This window comes from Verrucomicrobium sp., from assembly GCA_028283855.1.
Lineage (GTDB): Bacteria > Verrucomicrobiota > Verrucomicrobiia > Methylacidiphilales > GAS474 > GAS474.
This window is the reverse complement of the sequence record JAPWJX010000005.1, coordinates 116,768-140,794: the sequence shown is the minus strand read 5'-3', so window position 1 is coordinate 140,794 and position 24,027 is coordinate 116,768. Positions and strand designations below refer to the sequence as shown.

Genomic DNA, 24,027 nt, shown 5'->3' with positions numbered 1-24,027 from the left:
TCCCTCCATGTCGGCTTGGTTTTACCGATTCGCCCAAGTCTTTTGCAGGGGAATCCATCTGCCCGCCCGCGTCCACGTTCACGGGCGGAAAAACGTCCCCCCTTCCGGCCCGGCCATTCTGGCGGCCAACCACATCAGCCACTTCGATCCCACGCTCATCGCCACGCGCATCCTGCGCCCGATCGACTACATCGCCTCGGCCGAGTTTTTCGTGAAACCCCTCCCCCGAGCCGTCCTGCGCGGGATGAACGCCTTCCCCATCGACCGCGGCCGCCAGGATCTGAGCGTGGTGAAGGAAAGCCTGCGACGGCTGAAAAGCGGAAAGCTGGTGGGCATTTTCGTCGAAGGCGGCATCCGGCACGGGGCCACTTCCCTGCTGGGGGGAGCGCCGATCAACGCGGGCTCCCTGGCCTTGGCCCAGACAGCCGCCGTACCCATTGTCCCCGCCATCATCCTGGGAGCCGACCAGCTCTACCAATGGCGCTCCTGGTTGCGGGGGTGCCGCGTCTTCATCGGCTTCGGCCCAGCCTTTGAGGCCGATCCGCACGCCAACCGCACTGTTTTGGCCCGGGAACTGGAAGACCGCCTGCGCGCGCTGGCGGCAGAGATGCGGGAGCGCTACGTGATCCGGGACGAGGAAATGCCCCGTTCCGCGCAGGAACGCTGGGCGGAGGCTTAGGCCGCGGCGGGAGTCGCCAGGGCGGGCTTCTCGTCCGCGTAGCGGGCGGACTGCTCGTCGGCGTGGTAGGAGCTGCGGACCAGCGGGCCGGACTCGACGACGCCGAAGCCGATCCCCAGCGCGAATTCCTTCCAGGAACGGAACTCTTCCGGCGTGACCCAGCGGGTCATGGGGAGGTGTTGCTGGGAAGGGCGCAGGTATTGGCCCAGGGTCAAAATATCGACCTTCTCGGCGGCAATGTCGCGCAGGGTCGCCTCGATCTCCGGCAATTCCTCCCCGATGCCCAGCATGAGCCCCGTCTTGGTGACGAAGCCCGCCGCCTTGGCGCGGCGGAGCAGCTCCAGGGAGCGCTCATACTTCGCCTGGGCCCGGACCATGGGGTGGAGGCGGGGCACCGTCTCCACGTTGTGATTGAGGATGTCCGGCTTGGCGGCCAAGACGGTCATGAGGTCTTCCTCCCGGCCCTTGAAGTCGGGGATGAGCACCTCGATGCGGGTTTCCGGGTTGACCTTGCGGACTTCCCGGATGGTTTCCGCCCAGATGCCGGCGCCGCCGTCCTTCAGCTCGTCCCGGGCCACGGAGGTGATGACGGCGTGCTTGAGGTCCATGAGGCGGATCGCCTCCGCCACGCGGCGGGGCTCGTCCCGGTCCAGCTCCGTGGGGCGGCCGGTCTGCACGGCGCAAAAGCCGCAGGCGCGGGTGCAGATGTTGCCCAGGATCATGATCGTGGCCGTGCGGCGGGACCAGCACTCGCCCAAATTGGGGCACTGGGCGCTTTCGCAAACGGTGTGGAGGCGCCGCTGGTCGACGATCTGGCGCACTTCCGCATAAGCCGCGCCGCCGGGGATTTTGGCCCGGAGCCAGGGCGGCTTGCGGTCGAGGGGGAGCGGGGCCGGATCCATGAAAAAAGACTACCTCTTTTCCCTATTCGAGGTCGAGCCGCTTCCAAATCTCCGCCAGGGGCAGGACAAGGCCGGTGTAGAAGGCGCCGAAGCCGCCGTAGCGGGAACTGACTTCGTCAAAGCGCATCTCGTAGACGATCGATTTCACGTCGTAGGGATCGTGGGCAAAGAGGGTGACGCCCCATTCCCAATCGTCCAGGCCGGTGGCGCCGGTGACCAGCTGCTGGACCCGGCCGCTGTAGGTGCGGCCCACGGCGGCGTGGCCCAGCATCAGCTTTTTCCGCAGGGTGTGGGGAATGGTGTACCAGTTGTCCCCGCCGTCGCGGCGCTTGAGCATGGGATAAAAGGCGAAGAATTCCCAATCGGGCAGCTTCGGGTAGAGGCGGGCCTCCGTGTAGTGGGCGATGCGCTGGCGGAAGGCCTCCATTTTCCCCTCGTAATCGGGGCTGGCGGGGACGACGCCCCGGGCCTGCAGCTCCATCTGGTATTCCTCCTCCGTCTGGGTGTATTCGGACCGCTCCGTGAGGGAGAAGAAGGTGAAAACCGGCTTAAGAACGCCCGCGCCGAGGGAGGCGGCGATCTGCTTCTCGATCCGTTGAAGGGAATGGAGATCGGCTCCCAGGAGCATGAAGCCGATGTCGGCCCGGGCGATCATGGCGCAGGTGACGACCTGGCCTTGGTCGGCGGCGGCGGCCTCCTCGATGATCCGCTGGAGGCGGTCCCAATTGGCCTGCCGCTCCGGCAGGGGAACGTTCTGCCAGACTAGGCGGTCGATGGTGTAGAAAAGGTGGAGGACGAAGAGGCCTTCCTTCGGGCGGAGCGGTTTGGCTTCCATGGGGAGGATTATTCTGGGACCGGAGAAGGGATCGCGCCAGTTGAAAAATGGCCTGGGCTAGACTAGGTTGCCGGTTCATGCCTTCTCTCTCTGAAAAAGCAGCCGGCATCCTGGTTCCGGCCTTCGCCCTGCGGGAAGTGGGCGACCTGGGCATCGGCGACTCCGTCTCGATGCGCGCCGCCATCGATTTCTGCGCCGTGCAGAAGTTCCGCTGGCTCCAGATCCTCCCTATCAACGAAACCGGCGGCGACAACAGCCCCTATAACGCGATCAGCTCCGTGGCCCTGGAGCCGGCCCTCCTGCGCATGACGCCGGACGAGGTGCCCGGCCTTCTGGAAGAACACCTCCAGGCCCTGGCCCACCTGGAAGTCCGCCAGGAGTTGGACGGCCCCGCCGTCGACTACCCTCGCGTCAAGCGGCTGAAGCTGGAGCTGCTCCGCCTGGCCTTCGCCCACTTCCAGGCGGCCGGGGAAGAACCCCTGCGGCGGGAATGGGAGAAATTCCGCCAGGAGAGCGCGTGGCTGCCCGCCTATACCCTCTTCCGCACTCTCCTGGACCACCACCACGGCGACGAGCGGTGGCCCCTGTGGAACCCCTCCGTCCGCCGCCCGGACGAGGCGGAAAAATGGCTCGCCGCCCGCCCCGACGCGGAGAAGAAGGAGCTGGAGCGCTCCCGCGCGTTCTACGGCTTCGTCCAGTGGGTCGCCTACCGCCAGTGGGACCGCACCAAGCGCCACGCCACGGCGCAGGGCGTCTCCCTCATGGGGGACATCCCCTTCGGCGTCAGCCGCTACAGCGCCGACGTCTGGGCGCAGCAGGAACTCTTCGACATGAGCTGGTCGGGCGGCGCGCCGCCGGAGCGTTTCTTCCAGGGCGACCCCTTCACCACCCGCTGGGGGCAGAACTGGGGCATCCCCATTTACCCGTGGGAGCTGCACCGGACGCAGAACTTTGCCTGGTGGCGCCGCCGCGTGGGGGCCACCTGCCAGGTTTTCCACTCCTTCCGCATCGACCACGTGCTGGGTTTTTTCCGCGTCTATTCCTTCCCCTGGACGCCGGAGCGGAACGCCGAATTCGTCAACCTTTCCGAAGAGGAAGCCGCCCGCCACGCCGACGGCCGCCTGCCCCGCTTCATTCCCCGCGCGGACGAGCCCGCCGCCTCCGCCGAGCTGAACGCGGCGGAGGGCAAGGCCCTGCTGCAGATGATCCAGGACGCCGCCCACGGCGCGCCCGTGGTGGCGGAGGACCTGGGCATGGTGCCCGATTACGTCCGCCCCCTCCTGCAGGAACTGGGCATCCCGGGCTTCACCATCCCGATCTTCGAACGGCAGGATTCCGACCGCTCCTACAAGCGCTTCGAGGCCTATCCGAAGATCAACCTCATCACCTACTCCACGCACGACCACGAGCCGGTGGCGACGTTCTACGAAAAGCTGGTGCAGCACTGGACCGGCCCGGACGGCGACGCAGGCTGGCGGGAAGTACAGCACTTCATGGATTACCTGGGTTGGCGGCATGAGGACGCCCCCCGCCACTTTACCGACAGCCTGCACCACCGCCTGCTGGAAGTCCTCTTCCAGTCCCCCTGCTGGCTGGCCGTGCTGATGATCACCGACCTGCTGGGAACCAAGCAGCGGTTCAACGAACCCGGCTCCGTCGGCGCGGCCAATTGGAGCCAGCGCCTCGACCGCCCCCTCAAGTCCTTCCTGGAAGATCCCACCTACGCGCAGCGGATCCGTTCCGCCACGGAACTGATCGGCCAGACCAGCCGGGCCTAGGGGCCTAATCCTCCGGCCGCTTCCGGCTGGCCGTGCCCACGGGGGGCAGCGCCCTGGCGGTCATCGGCACGTCCACCATCCGCGTCACCCGGTTGAAGAGGCCGGGGACTGGCTCCAGGTCGCTGGTGAGCAGCTCGGCGGTGAATTGGTAGCGTCCCGGCGTGAGGTCCTCCCACGTCACCGCCTTGCGCTCCGTCAGGACCCGCTGCTGCTGGTTGAGAGAGCAGCGGACAACGAAGCCGCCGTCCTTGGAAAGGACCGCGTTGGCCAAAAGAAAGTCGAAGGTGACCTGGTGGTCGATCCCCCCGTCCATTCCCTCCTCCGGCAGCGTGGCGGTCAGGAAAGGCGTCTCCGGATCGAGCCGGTTTTGGAAATCCCGCCGCCCGACGAAGAAGCGAACCAGCGTGAAGGCCTCCGGATTGGCCAAGGCGGCGCCATTGGCCCGGGAGGCCCAGAGGCGGAGGGTGTGGCCCCCTTCCGGCAGGTTTTTAAGCACCAGGGCATGATCCGGGGCAGGCAGATCCTGCGGCGCTCCGTTGTCCAAGATGAGCCGGATGCGCTGCCCGGAGCGGTGGTGCTCCAGCGCCGCCTGAACGCGGACCGAATTCCCCTCGATCACCTGGCCTTGTTGCGGGAAAACGCAGCGGACCGCCGTGGGCGGCGCCTCCGCGCCGAAGGCGGAAGCCGCGAGGCAGAGCAGGAGGCAGAGCGTTTTTCGCATGAGATTCGGCCCGAAAAGGCTACTTTGTAGGGAATGGCTCGCCCGTCAACTCCCTGGCGCACGGTGACCAGGCTCTCCGCCGCCGACGTCAATGTCGACGCCACGCTCCGCTCCGGCCAGGCCTTCTGCTGGACACGGCACAGAGAGGTCTGGGAAGGCTGGATTGGGCCCGCCCCCTGCCGCATCGGGGCCGACGGCGCCGTCCTGGGCCCCGCCGCGCTCAAGGAAGAGGCCGTGCGCCGCTACTTCGGCCTCGACGTCGACCTGGACGCCGCGTTGGGCACCTTCCCCGCCGACGCCTGGCTGGCGGAAGCCACCCTCTACGCCCCCCGGCTCCGCCTCCTGGCCCAGGAACCGTGGGAGACTCTGGCCTCCTTCATCTGCTCGGCGGTAAAACAGATCCCGCAGATCGAGCAGATCAACCAAACTCTGCGCCGCCGCTTCGGCCCCCCCTGGAAGGGCGCGCCGGGGCTCCACGGCTTCCCCACCCCCGCCGCCGTGGCGGAGGCCGGAGAGGCCGCGCTGCGGGAATGCCGCCTGGGCTTCCGGGCCAGGAGCCTCCACGGCACCGCCGCCCGCGTGGCGGCGGGAGAGGTCGATCTCCAGGCCCTCCACGCCCTGCCGACAGACGCCGCGCGGGAAGTCCTCGTCGGCCTCCCCGGCGTGGGACCGAAGATCGCCGACTGCGTCCTGCTCTTTGCCTACCGGCGGTACGACGCCTTTCCCATAGACGTCTGGGTGGAGCGGGTTTTGCGGCAACTCTACTTCACCCGCCGCCGCCCGGACGCCGCCCGTCTCCGCGCCTTCAGCCAGAGCTATTTCGGCCCCTACCGGGGCTACGCCCAGCAGTACCTTTTCCACTGGGTCCGGACCGCCCGGCCTCCCGCCGCGATGGCTCCCCTCAGGAAGCCCAAAAAACGGCGCATAAAACGCCTTGCGGGCGGCTGAAAATGCCTTTGTATGGCGGGGTGAAATCTGCTCATTCGGCCTTCCACGTCACCTGGCGCGGGCATTCCATTCCCGTACCCCAGGCGGCGGGGGCCTTGGTGGGCCTCGTCACCTTCGCCCTGTACCTCTTTACCCTGGCCCCTTCCGTCACGCTGGAAGACTCCGGGGAATACACCACGGCGGCCGTCACCCTGGGCGTCTGCCATCCGCCGGGTTACCCCCTGTGGACACTCCTTACCCACACCTTCGTCTCCCTCTTCCCCTTCGGCAATGTCGCCTGGCGGGTCAACCTATTCTCCGCCCTCTTCGGCGCGCTGGCCAACGCCGTCGTCACCGGCCTCGTCGCCCACTCCACCCGCTGGGTCCTGGACGGCCACACCCCCGGCCACAAGGCCAAGGACGAAGGCCTGCCCAACTGGCTGATCCCCCTCTTCGCCTCCGTCACGGCGGGCCTCACTCTGGGCTTTAGCGACGTGATGTGGAGCCAGAGCGTCATCACGGAGGTCTATTCCCTCAACGCCTTCCTCCTGGCCGTCACCCTCTGCCTCTTCTACCGCTGGATGCACGAGCCCGCGGCCACCAAGTGGCTCCTCCGCGCCTCCCTAGCCTACGCGGTGGGCATGACCAACCACTACGAGACCCTCATCCTCGTCCTCCCCGCCTTTCTCCTGGGCGTCTTCCTGGCCCGGCGAGACTTCTTCCCCACCTTCCTGACCGGCGTCCTGCTCGTCTCCATCTCCGCCCTGGCCATGCTGGTCTGGTTCTCGGACGACGGCGGCCTCCTTCTTCTCACCCAGCGGCTCGGTTTCGCCATTCTCTTCGTCCTGATCGGCTTCGCCCTCTACCAGGTGCGGAAGGGCTGGAGCCCCCTTGGCTTCCTGGGCGGCGCGGCCCTGGGAGCGGCGCTCATCCTGGTGCCCTCCTGGGCCTTCGGCGGATGGTTCAAGATCGACACCTCCACCGGCTGGATGATCGCGGGCGCCACCGCGCTCCTCTTCGGCTGCATCGCCATCTCCCGCTTCGACCGCCGCTTCCTGGTCTGCATGATCGGCGGCTCCTGGCTCATCTTAAGCGTCTACAGCGCGGAGATGATCATCTCCTCCACCAACCCGCCGATCAACTGGAGCTACGCGCGCAGCAAGGGCGGCTTCTTCCGCGCCGTCAGCCGCGGCCAATACAACAACAGCCTGACAGCCATGCTCCAACGGAACCTCGGCCCCTGGCTGGGCCTCCCCGTGCAGGGGGACAACCCCAACGCCGCGCCCCTCCTGATCCGCGCCCAACGCATCGGGGAAAACGTCTTCTACTACGTCGATTACCTGGAAAAGACCTTCTCCCTGCCCCTCTGCCTCCTGGCGCTCCTCAGCTTCGGCCTCTTCACCTTCCTGCCGAACGACCGGCGGCGGTGGCTCCTCTTCCTCCTGGCCGCCTTCCTGACCCTCTCCTTCATCATGGTCATCCTCGACCCGCCGGACTCGATGGACAAGCAGACCCACGCCATCCGGCGCCGCTTCTACCTGCCCGCGCACTGCATCTTCGTCATCGGCCTGGGCTACGGCGCGGCGGCCGGCATGGCCCTGGCCAAGCGCCAGCAGGAAAAAGTCCCCCACTGGGCCCTGGGCCTCCTGCCCTTCCTCTCCCTCATCCCCCTGGGATCCAACTGGGCCACCTCAGAACAGCGGAACCACTGGTTCGGCTGGGAATACGGCACCGACGCCCTGCGGGACATGGAACCGGGTGCGGTCATCTTCGGCGGCACCGATCCGGGCCGCTTCATCCCCACCTACACCATCTTCTGCGAGAGCACCCAGCCCCAGCGCTGGAAACGGGACCCCTCCTTCGACCGGTCCGACCTCTACATCATCACGCAGAACGCCGTGGGCGATAACTACTACCTGCGCTACCTCTCCGACCAATACGACGTCCGCTACCGGCAGAGCGAGTTCAACTGGCTCGAGAAATGGCTGGGCCGCGACAAGGCCTATCCCAAAGAGGGCATCTACATCCCCACCCGGTCGGAATTCGACCAGCTCCTGCGGGAGATGACCGCGGCCAAGATCAAGACCGTCCCCGTCGGCCAGGCAGTCAACTTCAACAGCACAGAAGACATCTTTGCCTTCGCCGGAATGATCACAAAGCTCATCTTCGACCAGAACAAGGACAAGCACGCCTTCTACCTGGAAGAGAGCTACCCGATCGGCTGGATGTATCCCTACCTGACCCCGGCCGGCCTCTTCATCCGGATCAACCACGATCCCCTGCCCTCCCTGCCCCCGGAAGTCATCGCCAAAGACCACGCCTTCTGGGACGCCTACGTCGCCAAGCTCCTGGCCGACCCCAAATTCCTCCGGGACGAGAACGCGCAGAAATCCTTCGCCAAGCTGCGCGGCTCCATCGGAAACATCTACGCCTTCCGCCACCTGACGGCGGAGGCCATCTACGCCTACCAGCAATCCCTCCAACTGGCCCCCTACAACCCGGAATTCACCTTCCACCTGGTAAACCTCTACATCGAGACCGACCAGGAACAGGCCATCCGCGCCCTGGTCGACGGCGCCGTGGCCAACGATCCCGCCAACAAACAGTTTCGCGGCGTGCAAGCCCAGGTCATCAACTGGCTGAACCTCATGGAGGAAAAGCGCCACCTGGAAGACGCCCTCCGCGCCGACCCCCGCAACGGGGACATGGCCCGCCGCCTCGTCGACGTCCTCTTCGCCGTCCAGCGCGGGAACGACGCCGTACACGTCTTGGAAACCATGCAAAGCCCCCTGACCCTGGACCAAGCCTCCGCCTACGTGCCCAACCTCGTCCGCGCCGGCCGGATCGACGTGGCCATCGAGCTGCTAAAAAAGCAGGCCGCCGCCCAGCCCCAGAACCCCGTGGCCTGCTACCGCCTGGGCTCCGTCTACGCCATCGCCCGCCAGCCGGAGGAAGCCTTCCGCTGGCTGGGCAAAGCCATCGCCCTCGGCGGGGACGACTTCCGCGCCGCCACCATCGGCGACACCAGCTGGGACCCCTACCGCGTCGATCCCCACTTCCTGGCCCTCATGGCCGGCAAACCCGCCGGAAAATGAACGGCAACCGCGTCCCCCTTCCCCCGCCTCCCGGCGGCGCCAAGAAGGTACTGCTCCACTCCTGCTGCGCCCCCTGCTCCGGCGAAGTCATGGAAGCCATGGCCGCGTCCGGGATCGACTTCACCATCTACTTCTACAACCCCAACATCCATCCCCGGGAAGAATACGAGCTGCGGAAAGCGGAAAACGTCCGCTTCGCCGAAAAGATGGGCATCCCCTTCATCGACGCCGATTACGACACCGACAACTGGTTCGCCCGCGTCAAAGGCATGGAATGGGCCCCTGAAAAAGGGGAACGCTGCACCGCCTGCTTCGACATGCGCTTCGAGCGGACCGCCCTCCACGCCCACGAGCACGGCTTCCCCGTCATCACCAGCTGCCTGGGCCTCTCCCGCTGGAAAGACATGAACCAGATCAACGGCTGCGGAGAGCGCGCCGCCGCCCGCTACCCCGGCATGGCCTACTGGAAACACAACTGGCGCAAGAAAGGCGGCGCCGACCGGATGCTGGACATCAGCAAGCGGGAGGAATTCTACGCCCAGCAATACTGCGGCTGCATCTACTCCCTGCGGGACACCAACAAATCCCGGCTGGAACGCGGCAAGGGGAAGATCGTCATCGGCAAGGACTACTACGGCCCCGATTCCAAGGGCGAGGCGTGATCCGCACGCCGCGCCTCCTCCTTCGGCCCTGGCGCGAGTCCGACCTGGAACCCTACGCGGCCCTGAATGCCGATCCCGCCGTCCGGGAATTCCTAGGCCCTCCCCTCACCCGGGAACAAAGCGACTTTGAAGCGCGCCGGACCCAAGGCCACCTGGAACGCTACGGGTTCGGCTTCTGGGCGGTCGAAATTCCCGATGAAGCCTCCTTCATCGGCTTCGTCGGCCTAATGCATTGTTTCCTGGAAAACGTCCCCTTCCTGCCCGCCGTCGAATTGGCCTGGCGGCTGGCCCGTCCTCATTGGGGGAAGGGCTACGCCACCGAGGCAGCCCAATACGCACTCCAGGACGGCTTTGGGCGCGTCGGACTGGCTGAAGCAGTCGCTTTCACGTTTGAGGGCAATAAACGCTCCAGAGCGGCCATGGAGCGCCTAGGAATGGCCCGCAACCCGGCGGAGGACTTCAACCATCCCAATCTGGCTGCCGGACACCCCCTCCGGCCGCACGTCCTTTACCGGCTTTCCCAGCCGATTTAATCGGCTTTATTCAGGCTTTTTCGGTGCCTTTTCGAAAATTGCGGCGTACTCCGCAACGCTCAAATAGCGGCGCTTGATCCCTGCTTCGTCCGTATCGCCATAGTCACTTCCGAATGTCGCCTTGATATCCGCGTTTTTAGTGTTTGTGAAGCCCACCGTATATAAGCGGCTGCCATCGGGACCGCTCCGGTCCTGAAGAATAATAAAATATTCCGCCTGCCGGGCTTTGCTTACCAAATAGAATCCTTCCACGGTGAGCATCGCCGAGCCAGTGGGCCCGCCCTTTCGATGAATCACCTGGATGAGCGACGTATTGGCCGTCCGACTCAGTTCGTTGGCCTCCATATCAAAGCGCGGATCGCCAAGAGTCCGCGTTTCGAAGCGAACCAACGGCGCATCAGCCGTTTGGCCAAAACATATTAAAGCGCTGAATCCGGCAAAAAGAAAAACAAGTCCCACCCCTAATCGCCACGCCTTCATCGGCATAGCTTATGTAGGCGAATCACCTGCAAACAAGCCGACCAACAAAAAACCCCGGCCTTTCGACCGGGGTTTTTCATGAGGCTTGGAAGCCTTATTCGGCCTTTTCAGCCTGGGCGCTTTCAGCCTTTTCGGCTTTGGGAGCCTTGGGCTTGGTCGCCTTCTTCGGCTTGGCCTCGGCGGCGGGAGCCTCCGTGGGGGCCGTGGCGGGGCCTTCAACCCACTCGATCAGCGCCATCTTGGCGGCGTCAGTGGTGCGGTGGCCCAGCTTCAGGATGCGGGTGTAACCACCCTGGCGCTCCTTGAAGCGGGGGGCGATCTCGGTGAAGAGCTTGCTCACCGCGTCCCGGTTCTTGATGCGGGCAACGGCCACGCGGCGGGCGTGGAGGGTGCCGGTCTTGCCCAGGGTCACCATTTTCTCCGCGACAGGGCGGATGACCTTGGCCTTGGCCAGGGTGGTGGTGATCCGCTGGTGCTGGATCAGGCTGCTGACCAGGTTGGCGACGAGGGACTCCTTATGCTTGGACGTACGGCCCAGCTTGGAGGTTTTGACTTGATGGCGCATGGCTTTCCTTTATTCGACGATGGCCGGTTCGGCCGGGGCTTCCAGGAGGTTCGAGTCGAACTTCATGCCGAGGGAAAGGCCCAGGGACTGGAGCTTGTCTTTGATTTCGTTGAGAGACTTCTTGCCGAAGTTGCGGTATTTGAGCATCTCTGCCTCCGTCTTCATGGCCAGCTGGCCGACGGTGGTGATGTTCGCATTGTTCAGGCAATTGGCGGCGCGGACGGAGAGCTCGATCTCGTTGACGCTCATGTTCAGGAGCTTCTTGAGCTTGCTGTCTTCCTCGCGGGCCAGCGGCTTGGTTTCCTCGAACTCGATGGGCTCCTCGCTGTAGTTGACGAAGATGTCGAGGTGGTGGCGCAGGATGGCGGAGGACTGGAGCAGGGCCTCGTCCGGGGTCAGGCGGCCGTCCGTCCAGATCTCGATGACGAGCTTGTCATAGTCCGTGCGCTGGCCGACGCGGGTGTTTTCCACCGCGTACTTCACCTTGCGGACGGGGGAGAACAGGGAGTCGATGGCGATGACGCCGATGGACTGATCCGGCTTCTTGTTGAAGTCGGCGGTGGCAAAGCCGCGGCCCACGCGGACCTCGATCTCGGCCTCGAAGCGCTGCTTCTTGTCCAGGGTGCAGAGGATCAGGTCGGGGTTCAGGATCTCGACGCCGGCGTCCAGCTTGATGTCGCCCGCCGTGACGGGGCCTTCCTTCGTCACGTTGAGGGAGAAGGTGCGGGTGTCGCGGTTGGGGAGCTTGAAGAGAACCTTCTTCAGGTTCAGGACGATGTCGGTGACGTCTTCCACCACGCCCGGGAGGGTGGCGAACTCGTGCAGCGCCCCCTCGATCTTGATCGAGGAGATCGCGGCGCCTTCCAGGGAGGAGAGGAGCACGCGGCGCAGGGAGTTGCCCAGCGTGGAACCGTAACCGGCCTCGAAGGGCTCGGCCACGAACTTGGCGTACGTGGACGTTGCGGACTCCTCGTCCTTGACGAGGCGGTTCGGGATTTCAAAACGACCTAAGCGGATGGGCATAATTTTCTTTGTCTTGGGGCTGGGCGGTTACGTGATGGGATGAGCGGATTAGCGGGAATAGAGCTCGACGACCAACTGCTCGTTGGCGATCGGCGCAATTTCCTCGCGGGTCGGGACGCGCTTGACCTCGCCCTTGTAGCCTTCCTTGTCCAGGAGGAGCCAATCGGGCACGGGGGCGATCTGCATGATCTCGAGATTCTTCAGCGCCATCTTGCGAGCCTGGGGCTTGTCGACAACCTCGACCTGGTCACCCACGCGGGTGCTGTAGCTGGCGATGGTGACCTTGCGGCCGTTCACGCGGATGTGGCCGTGGCCGACCATCTGCCGCGCCGCGCGCCGGGAATTGGCGAAGCCGAGGCGGTAGACGACGTTGTCCAGGCGGCTTTCCAGGATCTGCAGGAGGATGACGCCGGTGACGCCACGCTTCTTCTGCGCGATCTCGAAGCAGCGGCGGAACTGCTTCTCCAGGACGCCGTACATGTACTTGAGCTTCTGCTTTTCGCCCAGGGCGACGGCGTATTCGGAGAGCTTGCGGCGGCTGCGCTCCCCGTGCTGGCCGGGGGGATAAGCGCGGCGCTCCAGCGCCTTGCTGGTGCCGAAAAGGGCGGCGCCGAAACGGCGGCTTTTCTTGGTGCGGGGACCGGTGTAACGAGCCATATGAGGTCTTTCTAGATGCTAAGGGTGGATCAAAAACGCCGGATCAGACGCGGCGCTGCTTGCGGGGACGGCAGCCGTTGTGCGGGACGGGGGTGACGTCCTCGATCGCGGTAACCTCCAGGCCAATGGCCTGGAAGGCGCGGACGGCGGACTCACGGCCGGTGCCGGGGCCCTTCACCTGCACGGTGACTTCCTTGAGGCCGTGGGACATCGCCTGGCGGCAGGCGTCCTGGGCCACAACCTGCGCGACGTAGGCGGTCGACTTCTTCGAGCCGCGGAAACCGCACTTACCGGCGCTGGACCAGCCGATGACGTTGCCGCTCAGATCGGTGATGGTGACGATGGTGTTGTTGAAGGAAGCCAGAACGTGGGCGACGCCGGTGTGAATGTTCTTGCTGCCCTTGGCCTTGACGATCTTCGGCTTCTCGATGATGTTCGGATCGAGCGACAGCTCGAGCGATTCGGCCGCGGGGGCCTCGGCGGCGGGAGCGGCCTTTTCGGTCTTCTTCTTGGGGGCGGCCTTTTCGGTGGGGGCCTTCTCAGCCTTGGGGGCTTCGACGGCGGGCGCCTCGGTCTTCTTGACTTCCTCTGACATGGTATCCTTCTAGTTGTTAGACTTTGCCGGCCTTGGCGTCCTTGTTGCGGACGACGCCGACGGTCTTGCGCGGGCCCTTGCGGGTACGGGCGTTGGTGGAGGTGCGCTGACCGCGCACGGGCAGGCCGCGGCGATGGCGGATGCCGCGGTAGCAATTGATGGCCTGGAGGCGCTTCAGGTTGGACTGAAGCTCGCGGCGCAGGTCGCCTTCGATGATGAACTTGTTTTCCTGAATGACGTTGATGATGCGGTTCAGCTGCTGGTCGGTCAGGTTCTTGGCACGGAGGTTCGGATCGATCTCCGCCTGCTCGCAGATTTCCTTAGCCCGGCTGGGCCCGATTCCATAGATGTACGGCAGCGAAGCTTCGAGGCGCTTGTCGCCCGGGATGTCAACACCCAATAAACGCGGCATGATATTCTCCTAATCCTGACTTTTGATTAACCCTGGCGCTGCTTAAGGCGCGGGTTTTTCTTGTTAATGATATAAATGCGGCCTTTACGGCGCACGACCTGGCAATCGGCGGTTTTCCGCTTCACGGATGCTCTAACCTTCATAAAAACAGTAATTTATGTCCTTTTTTATCCTACGATTGCTTTTGGACAATGCGTCCCCGGCTCAAGTCGTAGGGTGAGATTTCTAGCAAGATTTTGTCTCCTGGCAATATTTTTGTAAAATGAAGCCGTAAAGTTCCGGATGCGTGGGCCAAAAGGCGGTGCCCATTGCTCAATTCGACCCGGAAAAGGGTGGGAGAAACGCTTTCCACGACGGTTCCTTCTACTTCGATGCGGTCGCTTTTGGGCATGTGAGAATCTCGGGTTCCCCCTCGGTGACGAGGACGACGTGCTCGAAATGGGACGATTTTTTTCCATCCGTCGTCACCACGGTCCAGCCGTCGGCCAGGATGCGGACGTCGGCGCGCCCCATGTTGACCATCGGCTCGATAGCCAGGGTCATGCCGGCCTTGAGTTTCGGGCCGTTGCGGGGCGAGCCAAAGTTGGGAACCTGCGGCTCCTCGTGCAATTTGCGGCCCACACCGTGGCCCACGAATTCCCGGACGACGGTGAAGCCGTTTTTCTCGACGTATTTTTCGATCGCCGAGGAGATGTCCCCTACCCGGTTTCCTTCCTTCGCCTGGGCGATGCCCTCATACAGGGAGGCGCGGGTGACTTCCAAAAGCTTGGTCACGGCAGGATCGGCCATGCCGACGGGGACGGTGGTGGCGGTGTCGCCGATCCAGCCGTCCTTGACGATGCCGATGTCGAGCTTGACGATGTCGCCGAGCTGGAGACGGCGGGAGCCGCCAATGCCGTGAACGACCTCCTCGTTGACGGAGATGCAAATATTTCCGGGGAAGCCGCGGTAGTTAAGGAAAGCGCTGCGCGCGCCGGCCGCGCGGATCTGCTCGGCGGCGAAGGAGTCGACCTCGCGGGTCGTCATACCGGGCTCCAGAACGGCGGCGACTTTTTCAAGGATAGCGCCGACGGCGGCGCCGCTGCGCCGCATCCCGTCGATTTCCGCGCCTTGCTTGATCGAAATCACTTGACGAGGCTGAGCGTGATGCCGGCGATGGCCAACACGGCGATGCAGACATAGAGCCAGAGCATGGAGCCGCTGGCCAAAGCGGGGCCGGTAGCCTGCGCCGGGCCGTAGGTGCGGCCTCCGGCCTTGATGCGCCCTTTCTTGAGGAAGCCGTCGTAGTGGCGCTGCAGCAGGTAGGTCTCCGTCTGGCGCATCGTGTCCAGGACGACACCGACCATGATGAGGAGGCTGGTGCCGCCGAAGAACTGCGCCGTGATGGCGGGGATCTGCAAGGTGCTCTGAATGAGCATGGGCAGCACCGCCAGAACGGCCAGGAAGATGGCGCCGGCCAGGGTGAGGCGTGTCATGGTGTAATCCAGGAAATCAGCCGTGGCCTGTCCGGGGCGGACGCCGGGAATAAACCCGCCGTGCTTCTTCAAATCGTCGGCGATCTGCACCGCATTGAACTGCGTGGCGACCCAGAAGTAGGAGAAGAAGAGGATCATCAGCGCGGACAAGGTGTAGTGGAGCCAGCCCACGCTCAGGCTCTGCGCCAGCTGAATGGCCCACCCCTGCTGCGGGAAGAGCAGGTTAAGAATGACCGAGGGGAAAAGAAGGATGGCCTGGGCGAAGATGATGGGCATGACGCCCGCGTAGTTCACCTTCAACGGCAGGAAGGCGGCCTGGCCGCCGTAGACCTTGTTGCCGCGAACTTGCTTGGCGTATTGAACGATGATTTTCCGAAGCCCCTGCGTCATGGCCACGGTGGCGGCGATGACGCCAAAAAGGAAGGCCAGAAGGAGGACGATAAGGTAGATACCTCCAGCACCGGAAGTGGTGAGCTTTTCCCAGCCCTGAAGGAGGGCGGCCGGCAGGCGGGCAACGATGCCGATGGCGATGATGAGGGAGACGCCGTTGCCGATGCCTTTGTCCGTGATCTGCTCGCCTAGCCACATGAGGACCATGGTGCCGGTGGTCAGGGAGAGAACGGTGAGGATGCGGAAGACCCATCCCGGATCGGAAACAAGGGGAACGCCCAGACGGTCGATGACGCCGCTGATGCCGTGCAGGAAGGGGATGCTTTCCGGCTTTTCGAAGCCGAGGGCCAGGAGGTAGCCCTGGACCAGGCAAAGGCCGAGGGTCATGACGCGGGAATATTGACTGATCTTCTGACGGCCGCCGTCCTCGCGGGCCATCTTGCCCAAGGAAGGAATGACCGCCGTGAGCAGCTGCATCATGATGCTGGCGCTGATGTAGGGCATGACGCCCAGGGAGAAGATAGCGCAGTTCTCCAGCGCGCCGCCGGAGAAGAGGTTAAACATGCCAATGACCGAGCCTTGCGCCTGCTGGTCGACGACCTTGGAGAAGAACTCGCCAAGGACGTGGGGATTCACTCCCGGGCAAGGAATGGCCGCCCCGATACGGACGACGACAATGACGGCCAGAGTGAACAGGATTCGCTGGCGAAGTTCGGGAATCTTGAAGCTATTGGCGAACGCGGAGAGCATATCTTCAAAAAAGCGCGCCGTCCTTTATGAGGACGGCGCTTTTTACGGCTTTTTAGGGCTTTTAGGCCCGGGCTTAGACTTTCTTGGCCTTCGGGGCAGCCACCTTCTTTTCCAGAAGGGTGACGGTGCCTCCCGCAGCCTCGATCTTCTTGCGGGCGCCCTCGCTGATGGCGTGGACGGTAACGGCGAGCTTCTTTTTAAGTTCTCCCGTGCCCAGGATCTTGACGCCGTCCCAGTTGCCGTTGACGAGGCCCGCGGCGCGCAGGGCTTTCTCGTTCACTTCGGCGGCGGAGAGCTTCTCCAGGTCGCCGACGTTCACGGGGGCGTAGACGGTGGCGAAATCGGTGTTGTTGAAGCCGCGCTTGGGGATACGGCGGATGAGGGGCATCTGGCCGCCTTCGAAGCCGAGGCGGATGCTGCCGCCGGAGCGGGCTTTCTGGCCCTTGTGGCCCTTGCCGCTGGTCTTACCGTGGCCGGAGCTTTCGCCGCAGCCGAGGCGCTTGATACGGTGGCGCGCGCCGGGACGGGGCTTGAGTTGGTGAAGTCGCATAGTTCTTATCTCTGTCTAGGTGTTGCTTAGGCGGCCACGGCAACCTCCGCCTTCTTCTGGCGGACAGGCTTGCCACGCAGCTGGAAGATGGTCTCCCGAGTGCGGAGCTGGCGCAGGGCGTCGAGGGTGGCCTTGACGACGTTGTAGGGGTTGTCGGAGCCGAGGGACTTGGTCAGCACGTCCTTCACGCCGGCCAGCTCGATGACGGCGCGGACGGAGGAACCGGCGATGAGGCCGGTACCCTGGGAGGCGGGCTTGAGAAGCACCTTGCCGCCGTCGAAGGTGCCGAACACCTCGTGGGGGATGGTGCCGTCCTTGAGGGCGATGGGCTCCATGTTGCGGCGGGCGTTTTCCGTGGCCTTGCGGACGCAATCAGCCACTTCGTTGGCCTTGCCGAAACCGATGCCAACCTTCCCCTTCTTATCGCCGACGACGACGAGGGCGCTGAAGCTGAAACGGCGGCCGCCTTTGACGACCTTGGAGCAGCGGTTGATGTGGACGACCTTGTCCGACAGGTCGCTCATGCCCTCGGCGGGCTGGCGATTGTCGTTGCGGGGGCGGCGACCGCCGGGGCCGCGACGGCCGCCGGGGCCGTTGCCGCGGGGGCCGCGGTATCCGCCACCGCTCTGTTGCGGCTGCTGCGGCTGATGTCCCTCTTCGCGCGCGGGAGCGGGAGTGGGCGCGGGAGCGGCGGGCTGGGGAGTCTGGGAAGCTTCGGTATTTTCGGCCATATACAGTTACAATTTAGAATTCGAGACCGGCCGCACGAGCCGCGTCGGCCAAGGCCTTGACCTTGCCATGGTATTTGAAGCCGCCACGGTCGAAGACGATCTTGGCGATCGACTTGGCCTTGGCGCGTTCGGCGACGAGCTTGCCGATCTGCTCGGCGCTCTTGGCGTTGGGCTTGAGCTTGGAAGAGTCCAGGCTCTTCTCCGTGCTCATGGCGCTGACGAGAGTCTTGCCGATCTGGTCGTCGATGAGCTGGGCGTAGATGTGCCGGCCGGAGAAGTTGACGGAAAGGCGGGGCCGTTCCGAGGTGCCGCTCACTTTGCGGCGGAGACGGGTGTGCAGCCGCTGCCGGATGGTTTTTTTGGATGCGATGGCCATGATACGAGGTCCTGTTGCGGTGCTCTTTACTTGCTCTGGGCGGTCTTGCCCTGTTTGCGGCGGATCTGTTCGCCGGCGTAGCGGACACCCTTGCCCTTATAAGGCTCAGGCGGATAGAAGCTACGAACGTCGGCGGCAACCTGGCCGACGAGGTGCTTGTCGATCCCTTCGACGAGGATGTTGGTGTTGTCGGTGACGGTCACCTTGATCCCCTCGGGAATGTTGTAAACGACAGGGTGGGAGAAGCCGAGGGCCAGGTTCAGGTTTTTCCCGGCAACGTTGGCCTTGAAGCCGACGCCCTGGATTTCCAGCTTTTTCTGGAAACCCTGGGAGACGCCGGTGACGTGGTTGGCCAGGAGGCTGCGGTGCAGGCCGTGCAGGGCGCGATCTTCGCGGGCTTCGCTCTCGTTCTTGAGGGTCAGGACGTTGTTTTCCAGCAGGGCGCTAAGCGCCTTCGGCAGCTGGGACGCGGCCTTGCCCTTGGGGCCTTCGATTTTGATCTCCAAGCCGTTGACGGCGACTTTGACGCCGCTAGGCAGGGGAATGGGCTTATTTCCGACGCGGGACATACGTGTTCTCTCTAGCTTTAGTAAACAGTCAGGAGCAGCTCGCCCCCGACGTTCAGTTTCTTGGCGCGGTGGCCGGCCATGACGCCTTGGGGCGTCGACAAAATGGAAATTCCAAGGCCGCCGAGCACGCGGGGAATTTCCCCGGCACCGACGTAGCGGCGCAGACCCGGCTTGCTGATGCGCTTGATGCTGCGAACGGCCTTCAGCTTGCTGGAGCCACGGAGGGTCACCTTGAGCTTGGGCTTCACCTTGTTTTCGTCCTGGTTGAGGACTTCGACGTTTTCCAGGTAACCTTCCTCCTGGAGGACGACGGCCACCTGCTGCTTGAGGCGGGAGTAAGGGAGGAGGACTTCCTTCTTGGAGGCGAGCGACGCGTTGCGAATGGCGCTCAGGAAGTCGGCGAGAGGATCGGTCTGCATACGATTACGGGTGGGGAGTGGCTTACCAGCTGGACTTGGTCACGCCGGGGATCTCCGCCGACAGGGCCATTTCACGGAACTGGAGGCGGCTGACGCCGAACTTGCGCATGAAGGCGCGGCGGCGGCCAGTGATCTTGCAGCGGTTGTAGGCGCGGGAGGCAAACTTCGCCTTGCGCTGCTGGCGGTTGACCCAAGCTTTCTTAGCCATAACTCTATTTCTTCTCTTCTATTGTGGTTGATTAAGCGGCGGCCGCTTCGGCGGTTTCCGCGGTCTTGACCTTCTTTTCGGTGAAGGGCATGCCCAGGAGGGTGAGCAATTCGCGGGCTTCGTCGTTCGTGTCGGCGGAGGTGACGATGGTCACGTCCATGCCGATCGTGCGCTTGACCTTGTCGAGCTCGATTTCCGGGAAGATGGTGTGGTCCTTGACGCCCAGCGTGTAGCTGCCGCGGCCGTCGAAGGCGCGGTGGGAGATGCCGCGGAAGTCACGGATGCGGGGCAGAGCGGCCACGATGAGGCGCTCCAGGAATTCCCACATGATGCGGCCGCGGAGAGTCACTTTGCAGCCGATTTCCTGGTTCTCGCGCAGCTTGAAGTTGGCGATGCTGTTCTTGGAAACGGTGCGGATGGGCTTCTGGCCGGTGATGAGGGTGATGTCGCGGATGGCGTCTTCCAAAGCCAGCTTGATCTCAGGAGAGGAGCCGACGCAGGAGTTGACGACGATCTTCTCCACCCGGGGAATCTGGTGGACGTTGGTATAGCCGCGGGCCTTCTTGAGGGCCGGGACGACTTTTTCGTTGTACTGCGTCTGCAGCGTGGGAGCGGGAGCGGTCATTTACTTGCTAGTCCTGTTTCTTGGCTTTGGTCGCCTTCTTGGCCGCAGGAGCGGCCGAGGCGGCCTTGCTGGCACGGCTGTCCGTGTGGGCGGAAGCCAGCATGAGGTTGGAGATGTGGATGGAGCCTTCCAGCTCGTTGACGCCGCCCTTGGGATTTTCCTGGGTGGGCCGGATGGCCTTCTTGATCATGTTGACGCCTTCGACCAGGACGCGGTTGCTGTTGCGGTTGATCTTGAGGACCTTGCCGCGTTTGCCACGCTGGGTGCCGGCGATGATGACGACCTCGTCACCCTTTTTGAGGTGGAAGGTGGCCTGCTTGGGTTGGCGGGAGCTTTTGAAGAGGGATTTCATGTTACACGACCTCCGGGGCGAGGGAGACGATCTTCATGAAGTTCTTCTCGCGCAGTTCACGCGCGACGGGACCGAAGATGCGGGTGCCCCGGGGATTGAGGTCTTTGTCGATGATGACGATGGCGTTGCTGTCGAACCGAAGGTAGGAGCCGTCGTTGCGGCGAATGGGCTGCTTGGTGCGAACGATGACGGCGCGAACGACTTCGCTCTTTTTGACGGTGCCGTCCGGGGCGGCTTCCTTGACGTTGGCGGTGATAACGTCGCCAACACGGGCGTGCAGGGTCTTCTTGCCGATGACGCCGATCATGGTGGCGAGCTTGGCGCCGGAGTTGTCGGCCACATCGAGCCAGGTGCGGATCTGAATCATAACGCTCTCTCTATTCCTTGCTTAGGCCTTGGCGGCGATAACGACTTCGATCAGTTCCCAGCGCTTGAGGCGGCTCATGGGACGGGTTTCGCGGATGCGAACCTGATCCCCTTCCTTGGCGGCGCTTTCCGCGTCGTGGGCATAGAACTTTTTCGTCACGTTGACGATTTTCTTGTAGCGGGGGTGCGGCACGCGGCGCACTACTTTGACAACGATCGTCTTGGCCATCTTGGTCGAGACGACCGTGCCGGTGCGTTCTTTGCGCACGGGTTGGGAAGCGGTCTGGGTCATATCAATCTTCTCTTTAAAATCTCTAAAAATTTCCCCTCTTTTTTCGGGGGAAGGTGGAACCTATAGAAAAACTGCGCCTCTGTTAAGCTTTTTTTATAAAAGAGGCTTATTTTTCTGCCGTGGCAGCCTTTTTCGCTTTGGCCTTGGGGGCTTTCGGGGCGGTTTCGGCCTTCGCGGCGACGGTCTTCCCGCTCTTCCGCTCGGTGGCGACCGTTTCGATGTGGGCGATCTGGCGCTTGAGCTCGCGCAGGCGGCTGGGCTTTTCCAAGCGGCCGGTCTGCTGCTGCAGGCGCAGGTTGAAGATTTCCTGGCGGGCTTCCTTCTTCTTGGAAACCAGCTCGGCGTCGGAAAGGTTGCGGATATCGGAGATCTTGGTCATATGCTGGCGGATTAGGCGCTCTTTCCGGCGCGAGTGATGAAGCGGGTGCGGATGGGCAGCTTGCTGGCGGCCAGACGGAAGCATTCCTTGGCGATCGGCTCGGTAAGACCGTCCAGCTCGAAAAGAATGTTGCCGGGTTTGACGACGGCGACCCAATGCTCGGGCTGGCCCTTGCCCTTACCCATTCGGGTCTCAGGCGGGCGGGAGGTGACGGACTTGTCCGGGAAGATGCGGATCCAGAGCTTGCCCTTGCGCTTCATGTTGCGGGTGATGGCAACGCGGCAGGCTTCGATCTGGACGTTGGTGATCCACGCCCGCTCCAGGGTTTGGAGCGCGTAGTTGCCAAAGTCGATATGGATATTGCGCGTGGCGACGCCTTTGCGGCTGCCGCGCTGGGTCTTGCGGTATTTGACCCGCTTGGGGAGAAGAGGCATGGCTTTATTCCAATGTTAAGCGATTAGGCGGGCAGAAGGGCGGCTTCTTCCTTACGGCAGATCCAAACCTTGATGCCAATTTTGCCGGCGATGGTGTTGGCTTCGGTGAAGCCGTAGTCGACGTCGGCGCGCAGGGTGTGAAGGGGAACTTTACCTTCCAGGTAACGCTCCACGCGGGCGATTTCCGAACCGCCCAAGCGGCCGGCGGCACGAACGCGGATGCCGAGGGCGCCCATGTCCATGGTCAGCTGCACGGCCTTCTTCATGGCGCGGCGGTGGGAGATGCGGCGCTCGATCTGCGTGGCGATGTTTTCCGCCACGAGCTGAGCGTCCAGCTCCGGATTCTTGACTTCCTTGACGTCGATGAGGATTTCGCGCTCCTTGCTGGTGAAGGCGCGGATCTCTTCCTTAAGCTTGTCCAGCTCCGCGGCCTTGCGGCCGATGACCAGGCCGGGGCGAGCGGTGTGGATGTTGACGCGGACACGATTGCCGGCGCGCTCGATGACGATCTTGGAGACGGCCGCCTGCTCCAGCTTCTTTTTCACGAAGCGGCGAATGCGGTAGTCTTCCACGACGTAAACGGGGAAGTCCTTTTTGTTGGCGTACCACATGGAGCGCCAGTTGCGGTTGACCGCAACGCGGAAGCCGATCGGATTAACTTTTTGACCCATAACGATTCTCTGTTGGATTAGCTCTGCTTTTCGGCTTTCTCAGCCTTGACCTTCTTCGCCTTCTTCGGGGCGACGGGCTCTTCCTGCTCAGTCAGGATGATGCGAACGTGGCTGGTGCGCTTGCGGATGGGGCCGGCGCTGCCGCGGGCCTTGGGCTGGAAGCGCTTGAAGGTCGGGCCTTCGCCGACGGTGGCTTCCTTCACGACCAGGTTTTCGCGGCGCAGGTTGTTGTTGTTTTCCGCGTTGGCAACGGCGGAGTGCAGCGTCTTGAAGATCAGCCGGGCGGCCTTCTTCGGGTAGAACTGCAGGCGCTCCAGGGCGTCCGCCGCCGGCAGACCCTGAATCTCCCGCGTCACCTCCCGCGCCTTGAAGGCGGAGATACGCGCAAACTTTGTCACTGCTTTCACTTCCATATTTTTCTTCGGGCCGATTTTATCGGCGGCCCGCTCCGTTTTCTTTTCCTACGTTTTGGTCGTTATCCGGCGCATTCATTTTTGCGCCGCTAACACGACACGATCACCTGACTTAAATTCCTTCTCTTTCTCGGCGGCTTCGACCAGGGCGGCACAGGCCGTTTCCCGGACTTCAAAGGCCTTGAGGCGGCCGATCTCGCGCTCATCGCGCAGGACCCGGAAGGGCATCCCGGGCTTTACGCCCAGTTCCGCCCCCATGTTGACGATCACCGCGCCCAAGGAGCGGTTCACGTCGACGATGCGACCTTCCTGGAGGCTGCCTGCTGCCGGAACGGGGGGTTTCCCCTTCCCTTCCAACAGCTCGCGCGAGGCCCGCAGGGCCACCTCATAGTCGGCCCGGGGCTGAGGCGCGATTTTTTGCGCGCTTTTCAGCACTTCCTGGCCGGCGTCGAGGAGCTGCCGCAGGCGGTTTTCCGCGCTGCGCCGGTCTTCCTCGGCCCGGTAGAGTTCCCGGACCGCCTGGACCAAGCGGGCCTCCAGCCGCCGACCGTCCTCCGTGAGGGCGTCGACGCCGATGGCCTGCTCGCGCAGCCGCAGTTCCTGCAGCCGCTCGCGGAATGCCTCCGCATCGGCATTGGCCAGCTGCAAGCTTTGCCGCAGCCGCGCGTTTTCTTCGCGCAGCGCGGCCAGCTCCGGCTGGTCCGCCGCCAAAACCTTTGCCGAATCCGAACCTCGGACCGGCTCCGCCCTTTTACTCAAAGAACCACCGGCAGGGACTTGAGCCCCTACCTGAAAACTGCAAAGACCGCAGAGAAACGGGCCGATGAAGGCCCAGATCATCCAGCGGTTCACCGCTTTGGGTCTCTAATTACTTGGAGACCTTCTCGGTGTGGCCGCCGTGCCGCTTGAAGATGCGGGTGGGTGAGAACTCGCCCAGGCGGTGGCCGAGCCATGTTTTCCGTCACGAAGACGGAATTGAAAATCTTCCCGTTGTGCACCAGGAAGGTGTGGCCGACGAAGTCGGGGGTGATCAGCGAACGGCGCGACCAGGTTTTGATCGGCTTGCGATTACCCGCCTTCTCCATCTTCTCGATTTTCTCGAGGAGATGCTCGGCGACATACGGACCTTTTTTAAGACTACGTCCCATAACTTTGGAATTCTA

General features: G+C 63.5%; 34 protein-coding genes and 1 pseudogene. 6 read left to right on the top strand and 29 right to left on the bottom strand.

The window, feature by feature from the left end; translation table 11 throughout:
- The first annotated feature begins 7 nt into the window (after positions 1 to 7).
- Complete coding sequence (locus PW734_10260; protein ID MDE1171574.1) at positions 8 to 679, top strand: lysophospholipid acyltransferase family protein; 672 nt, start codon at positions 8 to 10, stop codon at positions 677 to 679.
- Here the strand turns inward: PW734_10260 and lipA are convergent.
- On the bottom strand, positions 676 to 1,581 hold the full coding sequence (gene lipA, locus PW734_10255; protein MDE1171573.1) for a lipoyl synthase: 906 nt from the start codon (positions 1,579 to 1,581) through the stop codon (positions 676 to 678). The two genes, PW734_10260 and lipA, sit on opposite strands and share 4 nt — an antisense overlap.
- A gap of 22 nt (positions 1,582 to 1,603) precedes the next feature.
- On the bottom strand, positions 1,604 to 2,416 hold the full coding sequence (locus tag PW734_10250) for a chlorite dismutase family protein (protein MDE1171572.1): 813 nt from the start codon (positions 2,414 to 2,416) through the stop codon (positions 1,604 to 1,606).
- 77 nt (positions 2,417 to 2,493) lie between these two features.
- Here PW734_10250 and PW734_10245 point away from each other — a divergent pair, with 77 nt between their 5' ends.
- Complete coding sequence (locus tag PW734_10245) at positions 2,494 to 4,194, top strand: 4-alpha-glucanotransferase (GenBank protein ID MDE1171571.1); 1,701 nt, start codon at positions 2,494 to 2,496, stop codon at positions 4,192 to 4,194.
- A gap of 4 nt (positions 4,195 to 4,198) precedes the next feature.
- Here PW734_10245 and PW734_10240 read toward each other — a convergent pair whose 3' ends face one another.
- Positions 4,199 to 4,915 carry a hypothetical protein gene (locus PW734_10240; GenBank protein ID MDE1171570.1) on the bottom strand — a complete coding sequence of 239 codons (717 nt, stop codon included), beginning with the start codon at positions 4,913 to 4,915 and terminating at the stop codon, positions 4,199 to 4,201.
- A gap of 33 nt (positions 4,916 to 4,948) precedes the next feature.
- Here PW734_10240 and PW734_10235 point away from each other — a divergent pair, with 33 nt between their 5' ends.
- The 4 genes from PW734_10235 to PW734_10220 are packed head-to-tail and all read left to right on the top strand — an operon-like array spanning position 4,949 to position 10,132.
- A complete protein-coding gene (locus PW734_10235; protein ID MDE1171569.1) occupies positions 4,949 to 5,863 on the top strand; it encodes a hypothetical protein in 915 nt (304 codons plus the stop codon).
- Positions 5,864 to 5,883: 20 nt separating this feature from the next.
- Entirely contained in the window at positions 5,884 to 8,937 is a 3,054-nt protein-coding gene (locus PW734_10230; protein MDE1171568.1) for a DUF2723 domain-containing protein, read from the top strand.
- Positions 8,934 to 9,599 (top strand): epoxyqueuosine reductase QueH, encoded by a 666-nt coding sequence (locus tag PW734_10225; GenBank protein ID MDE1171567.1) that lies wholly within the window; start codon positions 8,934 to 8,936, stop codon positions 9,597 to 9,599. The genes PW734_10230 and PW734_10225 overlap by 4 nt, the downstream gene beginning before the upstream one ends.
- Entirely contained in the window at positions 9,596 to 10,132 is a 537-nt protein-coding gene (locus tag PW734_10220; GenBank protein MDE1171566.1) for a GNAT family N-acetyltransferase, read from the top strand. Before PW734_10225 ends, PW734_10220 begins: the two co-directional genes overlap by 4 nt.
- Positions 10,133 to 10,138: 6 nt before the next feature.
- Here the strand turns inward: PW734_10220 and PW734_10215 are convergent, their stop codons facing one another.
- The 26 genes and pseudogenes from PW734_10215 to rpsS form a co-directional block, all read right to left on the bottom strand.
- Positions 10,139 to 10,618 (bottom strand): hypothetical protein, encoded by a 480-nt coding sequence (locus PW734_10215; protein ID MDE1171565.1) that lies wholly within the window; start codon positions 10,616 to 10,618, stop codon positions 10,139 to 10,141.
- Positions 10,619 to 10,706: 88 nt separating this feature from the next.
- Positions 10,707 to 11,177: a 50S ribosomal protein L17 gene (gene rplQ / locus PW734_10210; protein MDE1171564.1), complete on the bottom strand. Its 471-nt coding sequence runs from the start codon at positions 11,175 to 11,177 to the stop codon at positions 10,707 to 10,709.
- A gap of 9 nt (positions 11,178 to 11,186) precedes the next feature.
- Positions 11,187 to 12,200, bottom strand: a complete 1,014-nt coding sequence (locus PW734_10205) for a DNA-directed RNA polymerase subunit alpha (protein ID MDE1171563.1) — start codon at positions 12,198 to 12,200, stop codon at positions 11,187 to 11,189.
- Between the two features lie 48 nt (positions 12,201 to 12,248).
- Positions 12,249 to 12,857 carry a 30S ribosomal protein S4 gene (rpsD, locus tag PW734_10200; GenBank protein ID MDE1171562.1) on the bottom strand — a complete coding sequence of 203 codons (609 nt, stop codon included), beginning with the start codon at positions 12,855 to 12,857 and terminating at the stop codon, positions 12,249 to 12,251.
- Between the two features lie 43 nt (positions 12,858 to 12,900).
- Positions 12,901 to 13,290, bottom strand: coding sequence for a 30S ribosomal protein S11 (gene rpsK, locus PW734_10195; protein ID MDE1171561.1), 390 nt, complete (start codon positions 13,288 to 13,290; stop codon positions 12,901 to 12,903).
- Positions 13,291 to 13,468: 178 nt separating this feature from the next.
- Positions 13,469 to 13,864: a 30S ribosomal protein S13 gene (gene rpsM / locus PW734_10190; protein MDE1171560.1), complete on the bottom strand. Its 396-nt coding sequence runs from the start codon at positions 13,862 to 13,864 to the stop codon at positions 13,469 to 13,471.
- A gap of 26 nt (positions 13,865 to 13,890) precedes the next feature.
- Complete coding sequence (ykgO, locus tag PW734_10185) at positions 13,891 to 14,007, bottom strand: type B 50S ribosomal protein L36 (GenBank protein ID MDE1171559.1); 117 nt, start codon at positions 14,005 to 14,007, stop codon at positions 13,891 to 13,893.
- 29 nt (positions 14,008 to 14,036) lie between these two features.
- Positions 14,037 to 14,255 (bottom strand): translation initiation factor IF-1, encoded by a 219-nt coding sequence (gene infA, locus PW734_10180; protein ID MDE1171558.1) that lies wholly within the window; start codon positions 14,253 to 14,255, stop codon positions 14,037 to 14,039.
- Positions 14,228 to 14,992, bottom strand: a complete 765-nt coding sequence (map, locus tag PW734_10175) for a type I methionyl aminopeptidase (protein MDE1171557.1) — start codon at positions 14,990 to 14,992, stop codon at positions 14,228 to 14,230. The genes infA and map overlap by 28 nt, the downstream gene beginning before the upstream one ends.
- Positions 14,989 to 16,479, bottom strand: a complete 1,491-nt coding sequence (gene secY / locus PW734_10170; GenBank protein MDE1171556.1) for a preprotein translocase subunit SecY — start codon at positions 16,477 to 16,479, stop codon at positions 14,989 to 14,991. The genes map and secY overlap by 4 nt, the downstream gene beginning before the upstream one ends.
- 73 nt (positions 16,480 to 16,552) lie before the next feature.
- Positions 16,553 to 17,029, bottom strand: coding sequence for a 50S ribosomal protein L15 (gene rplO, locus PW734_10165; protein MDE1171555.1), 477 nt, complete (start codon positions 17,027 to 17,029; stop codon positions 16,553 to 16,555).
- Between the two features lie 26 nt (positions 17,030 to 17,055).
- Positions 17,056 to 17,553, bottom strand: coding sequence for a 30S ribosomal protein S5 (rpsE, locus tag PW734_10160; protein MDE1171554.1), 498 nt, complete (start codon positions 17,551 to 17,553; stop codon positions 17,056 to 17,058).
- 220 nt (positions 17,554 to 17,773) lie between these two features.
- Positions 17,774 to 18,136, bottom strand: a complete 363-nt coding sequence (rplR, locus tag PW734_10155; GenBank protein ID MDE1171553.1) for a 50S ribosomal protein L18 — start codon at positions 18,134 to 18,136, stop codon at positions 17,774 to 17,776.
- 26 nt (positions 18,137 to 18,162) lie between these two features.
- Positions 18,163 to 18,705: a 50S ribosomal protein L6 gene (rplF, locus tag PW734_10150; protein ID MDE1171552.1), complete on the bottom strand. Its 543-nt coding sequence runs from the start codon at positions 18,703 to 18,705 to the stop codon at positions 18,163 to 18,165.
- Positions 18,706 to 18,722: 17 nt separating this feature from the next.
- Complete coding sequence (gene rpsH, locus PW734_10145; GenBank protein MDE1171551.1) at positions 18,723 to 19,124, bottom strand: 30S ribosomal protein S8; 402 nt, start codon at positions 19,122 to 19,124, stop codon at positions 18,723 to 18,725.
- A gap of 22 nt (positions 19,125 to 19,146) precedes the next feature.
- Entirely contained in the window at positions 19,147 to 19,332 is a 186-nt protein-coding gene (locus tag PW734_10140; GenBank protein MDE1171550.1) for a type Z 30S ribosomal protein S14, read from the bottom strand.
- 31 nt (positions 19,333 to 19,363) lie between these two features.
- Positions 19,364 to 19,957 (bottom strand): 50S ribosomal protein L5, encoded by a 594-nt coding sequence (rplE, locus tag PW734_10135; protein ID MDE1171549.1) that lies wholly within the window; start codon positions 19,955 to 19,957, stop codon positions 19,364 to 19,366.
- Between the two features lie 7 nt (positions 19,958 to 19,964).
- Complete coding sequence (locus tag PW734_10130) at positions 19,965 to 20,309, bottom strand: 50S ribosomal protein L24 (protein ID MDE1171548.1); 345 nt, start codon at positions 20,307 to 20,309, stop codon at positions 19,965 to 19,967.
- Between the two features lies 1 nt (position 20,310).
- Positions 20,311 to 20,676, bottom strand: a complete 366-nt coding sequence (gene rplN / locus PW734_10125; GenBank protein ID MDE1171547.1) for a 50S ribosomal protein L14 — start codon at positions 20,674 to 20,676, stop codon at positions 20,311 to 20,313.
- Positions 20,677 to 20,697: 21 nt separating this feature from the next.
- Positions 20,698 to 20,967: a 30S ribosomal protein S17 gene (rpsQ, locus tag PW734_10120; GenBank protein MDE1171546.1), complete on the bottom strand. Its 270-nt coding sequence runs from the start codon at positions 20,965 to 20,967 to the stop codon at positions 20,698 to 20,700.
- A gap of 106 nt (positions 20,968 to 21,073) precedes the next feature.
- On the bottom strand, positions 21,074 to 21,346 hold the full coding sequence (gene rpmC / locus PW734_10115; GenBank protein ID MDE1171545.1) for a 50S ribosomal protein L29: 273 nt from the start codon (positions 21,344 to 21,346) through the stop codon (positions 21,074 to 21,076).
- 11 nt (positions 21,347 to 21,357) lie between these two features.
- Positions 21,358 to 21,780: a 50S ribosomal protein L16 gene (gene rplP / locus PW734_10110; GenBank protein MDE1171544.1), complete on the bottom strand. Its 423-nt coding sequence runs from the start codon at positions 21,778 to 21,780 to the stop codon at positions 21,358 to 21,360.
- Between the two features lie 23 nt (positions 21,781 to 21,803).
- Complete coding sequence (gene rpsC / locus PW734_10105; protein ID MDE1171543.1) at positions 21,804 to 22,451, bottom strand: 30S ribosomal protein S3; 648 nt, start codon at positions 22,449 to 22,451, stop codon at positions 21,804 to 21,806.
- A 17-nt stretch (positions 22,452 to 22,468) separates the two neighbouring features.
- A complete protein-coding gene (gene rplV, locus PW734_10100) occupies positions 22,469 to 22,864 on the bottom strand; it encodes a 50S ribosomal protein L22 (protein MDE1171542.1) in 396 nt (131 codons plus the stop codon).
- A gap of 75 nt (positions 22,865 to 22,939) precedes the next feature.
- Complete coding sequence (locus tag PW734_10095) at positions 22,940 to 23,575, bottom strand: hypothetical protein (protein MDE1171541.1); 636 nt, start codon at positions 23,573 to 23,575, stop codon at positions 22,940 to 22,942.
- Positions 23,576 to 23,732: 157 nt separating this feature from the next.
- Positions 23,733 to 24,012, bottom strand: a pseudogene (rpsS, locus tag PW734_10090) (30S ribosomal protein S19).
- Between the last annotated feature and the right edge of the window lie 15 nt (positions 24,013 to 24,027).

Bases quoted from the DNA above. Each gene is read 5' to 3' on its own strand.
- rplV (MDE1171542.1), bottom strand. From the start codon at position 22,864: ATGGAAGTGAAAGCAGTGACAAAGTTTGCGCGTATCTCCGCCTTCAAG.
- rpsE (MDE1171554.1), bottom strand. From the start codon at position 17,553: ATGAGCGACCTGTCGGACAAGGTCGTCCACATCAACCGCTGCTCCAAG.
- rpsD (MDE1171562.1), bottom strand. From the start codon at position 12,857: ATGGCTCGTTACACCGGTCCCCGCACCAAGAAAAGCCGCCGTTTCGGC.
- secY (MDE1171556.1), bottom strand. From the start codon at position 16,479: ATGCTCTCCGCGTTCGCCAATAGCTTCAAGATTCCCGAACTTCGCCAG.
- infA (MDE1171558.1), bottom strand. From the start codon at position 14,255: ATGCCCAAAAGCGACCGCATCGAAGTAGAAGGAACCGTCGTGGAAAGC.
- PW734_10215 (MDE1171565.1), bottom strand. From the start codon at position 10,618: ATGCCGATGAAGGCGTGGCGATTAGGGGTGGGACTTGTTTTTCTTTTT.
- rpsQ (MDE1171546.1), bottom strand. From the start codon at position 20,967: ATGACCCAGACCGCTTCCCAACCCGTGCGCAAAGAACGCACCGGCACG.
- PW734_10235 (MDE1171569.1), top strand. From the start codon at position 4,949: ATGGCTCGCCCGTCAACTCCCTGGCGCACGGTGACCAGGCTCTCCGCC.
- rplF (MDE1171552.1), bottom strand. From the start codon at position 18,705: ATGTCCCGCGTCGGAAATAAGCCCATTCCCCTGCCTAGCGGCGTCAAA.
- PW734_10205 (MDE1171563.1), bottom strand. From the start codon at position 12,200: ATGCCCATCCGCTTAGGTCGTTTTGAAATCCCGAACCGCCTCGTCAAG.
- PW734_10225 (MDE1171567.1), top strand. From the start codon at position 8,934: ATGAACGGCAACCGCGTCCCCCTTCCCCCGCCTCCCGGCGGCGCCAAG.
- PW734_10245 (MDE1171571.1), top strand. From the start codon at position 2,494: ATGCCTTCTCTCTCTGAAAAAGCAGCCGGCATCCTGGTTCCGGCCTTC.
- PW734_10260 (MDE1171574.1), top strand. From the start codon at position 8: ATGTCGGCTTGGTTTTACCGATTCGCCCAAGTCTTTTGCAGGGGAATC.
- rplN (MDE1171547.1), bottom strand. From the start codon at position 20,676: ATGATTCAGATCCGCACCTGGCTCGATGTGGCCGACAACTCCGGCGCC.
- PW734_10140 (MDE1171550.1), bottom strand. From the start codon at position 19,332: ATGGCTAAGAAAGCTTGGGTCAACCGCCAGCAGCGCAAGGCGAAGTTT.
- rplO (MDE1171555.1), bottom strand. From the start codon at position 17,029: ATGCGACTTCACCAACTCAAGCCCCGTCCCGGCGCGCGCCACCGTATC.
- lipA (MDE1171573.1), bottom strand. From the start codon at position 1,581: ATGGATCCGGCCCCGCTCCCCCTCGACCGCAAGCCGCCCTGGCTCCGG.
- rpsH (MDE1171551.1), bottom strand. From the start codon at position 19,124: ATGCAGACCGATCCTCTCGCCGACTTCCTGAGCGCCATTCGCAACGCG.
- rplQ (MDE1171564.1), bottom strand. From the start codon at position 11,177: ATGCGCCATCAAGTCAAAACCTCCAAGCTGGGCCGTACGTCCAAGCAT.
- rpmC (MDE1171545.1), bottom strand. From the start codon at position 21,346: ATGACCAAGATCTCCGATATCCGCAACCTTTCCGACGCCGAGCTGGTT.
- rpsC (MDE1171543.1), bottom strand. From the start codon at position 22,451: ATGGGTCAAAAAGTTAATCCGATCGGCTTCCGCGTTGCGGTCAACCGC.
- rpsM (MDE1171560.1), bottom strand. From the start codon at position 13,864: ATGCCGCGTTTATTGGGTGTTGACATCCCGGGCGACAAGCGCCTCGAA.
- rplP (MDE1171544.1), bottom strand. From the start codon at position 21,780: ATGCCTCTTCTCCCCAAGCGGGTCAAATACCGCAAGACCCAGCGCGGC.
- PW734_10250 (MDE1171572.1), bottom strand. From the start codon at position 2,416: ATGGAAGCCAAACCGCTCCGCCCGAAGGAAGGCCTCTTCGTCCTCCAC.
- ykgO (MDE1171559.1), bottom strand. From the start codon at position 14,007: ATGAAGGTTAGAGCATCCGTGAAGCGGAAAACCGCCGATTGCCAGGTC.
- rplR (MDE1171553.1), bottom strand. From the start codon at position 18,136: ATGGCCATCGCATCCAAAAAAACCATCCGGCAGCGGCTGCACACCCGT.
- PW734_10130 (MDE1171548.1), bottom strand. From the start codon at position 20,309: ATGAAATCCCTCTTCAAAAGCTCCCGCCAACCCAAGCAGGCCACCTTC.
- rplE (MDE1171549.1), bottom strand. From the start codon at position 19,957: ATGACCGCTCCCGCTCCCACGCTGCAGACGCAGTACAACGAAAAAGTC.
- PW734_10240 (MDE1171570.1), bottom strand. From the start codon at position 4,915: ATGCGAAAAACGCTCTGCCTCCTGCTCTGCCTCGCGGCTTCCGCCTTC.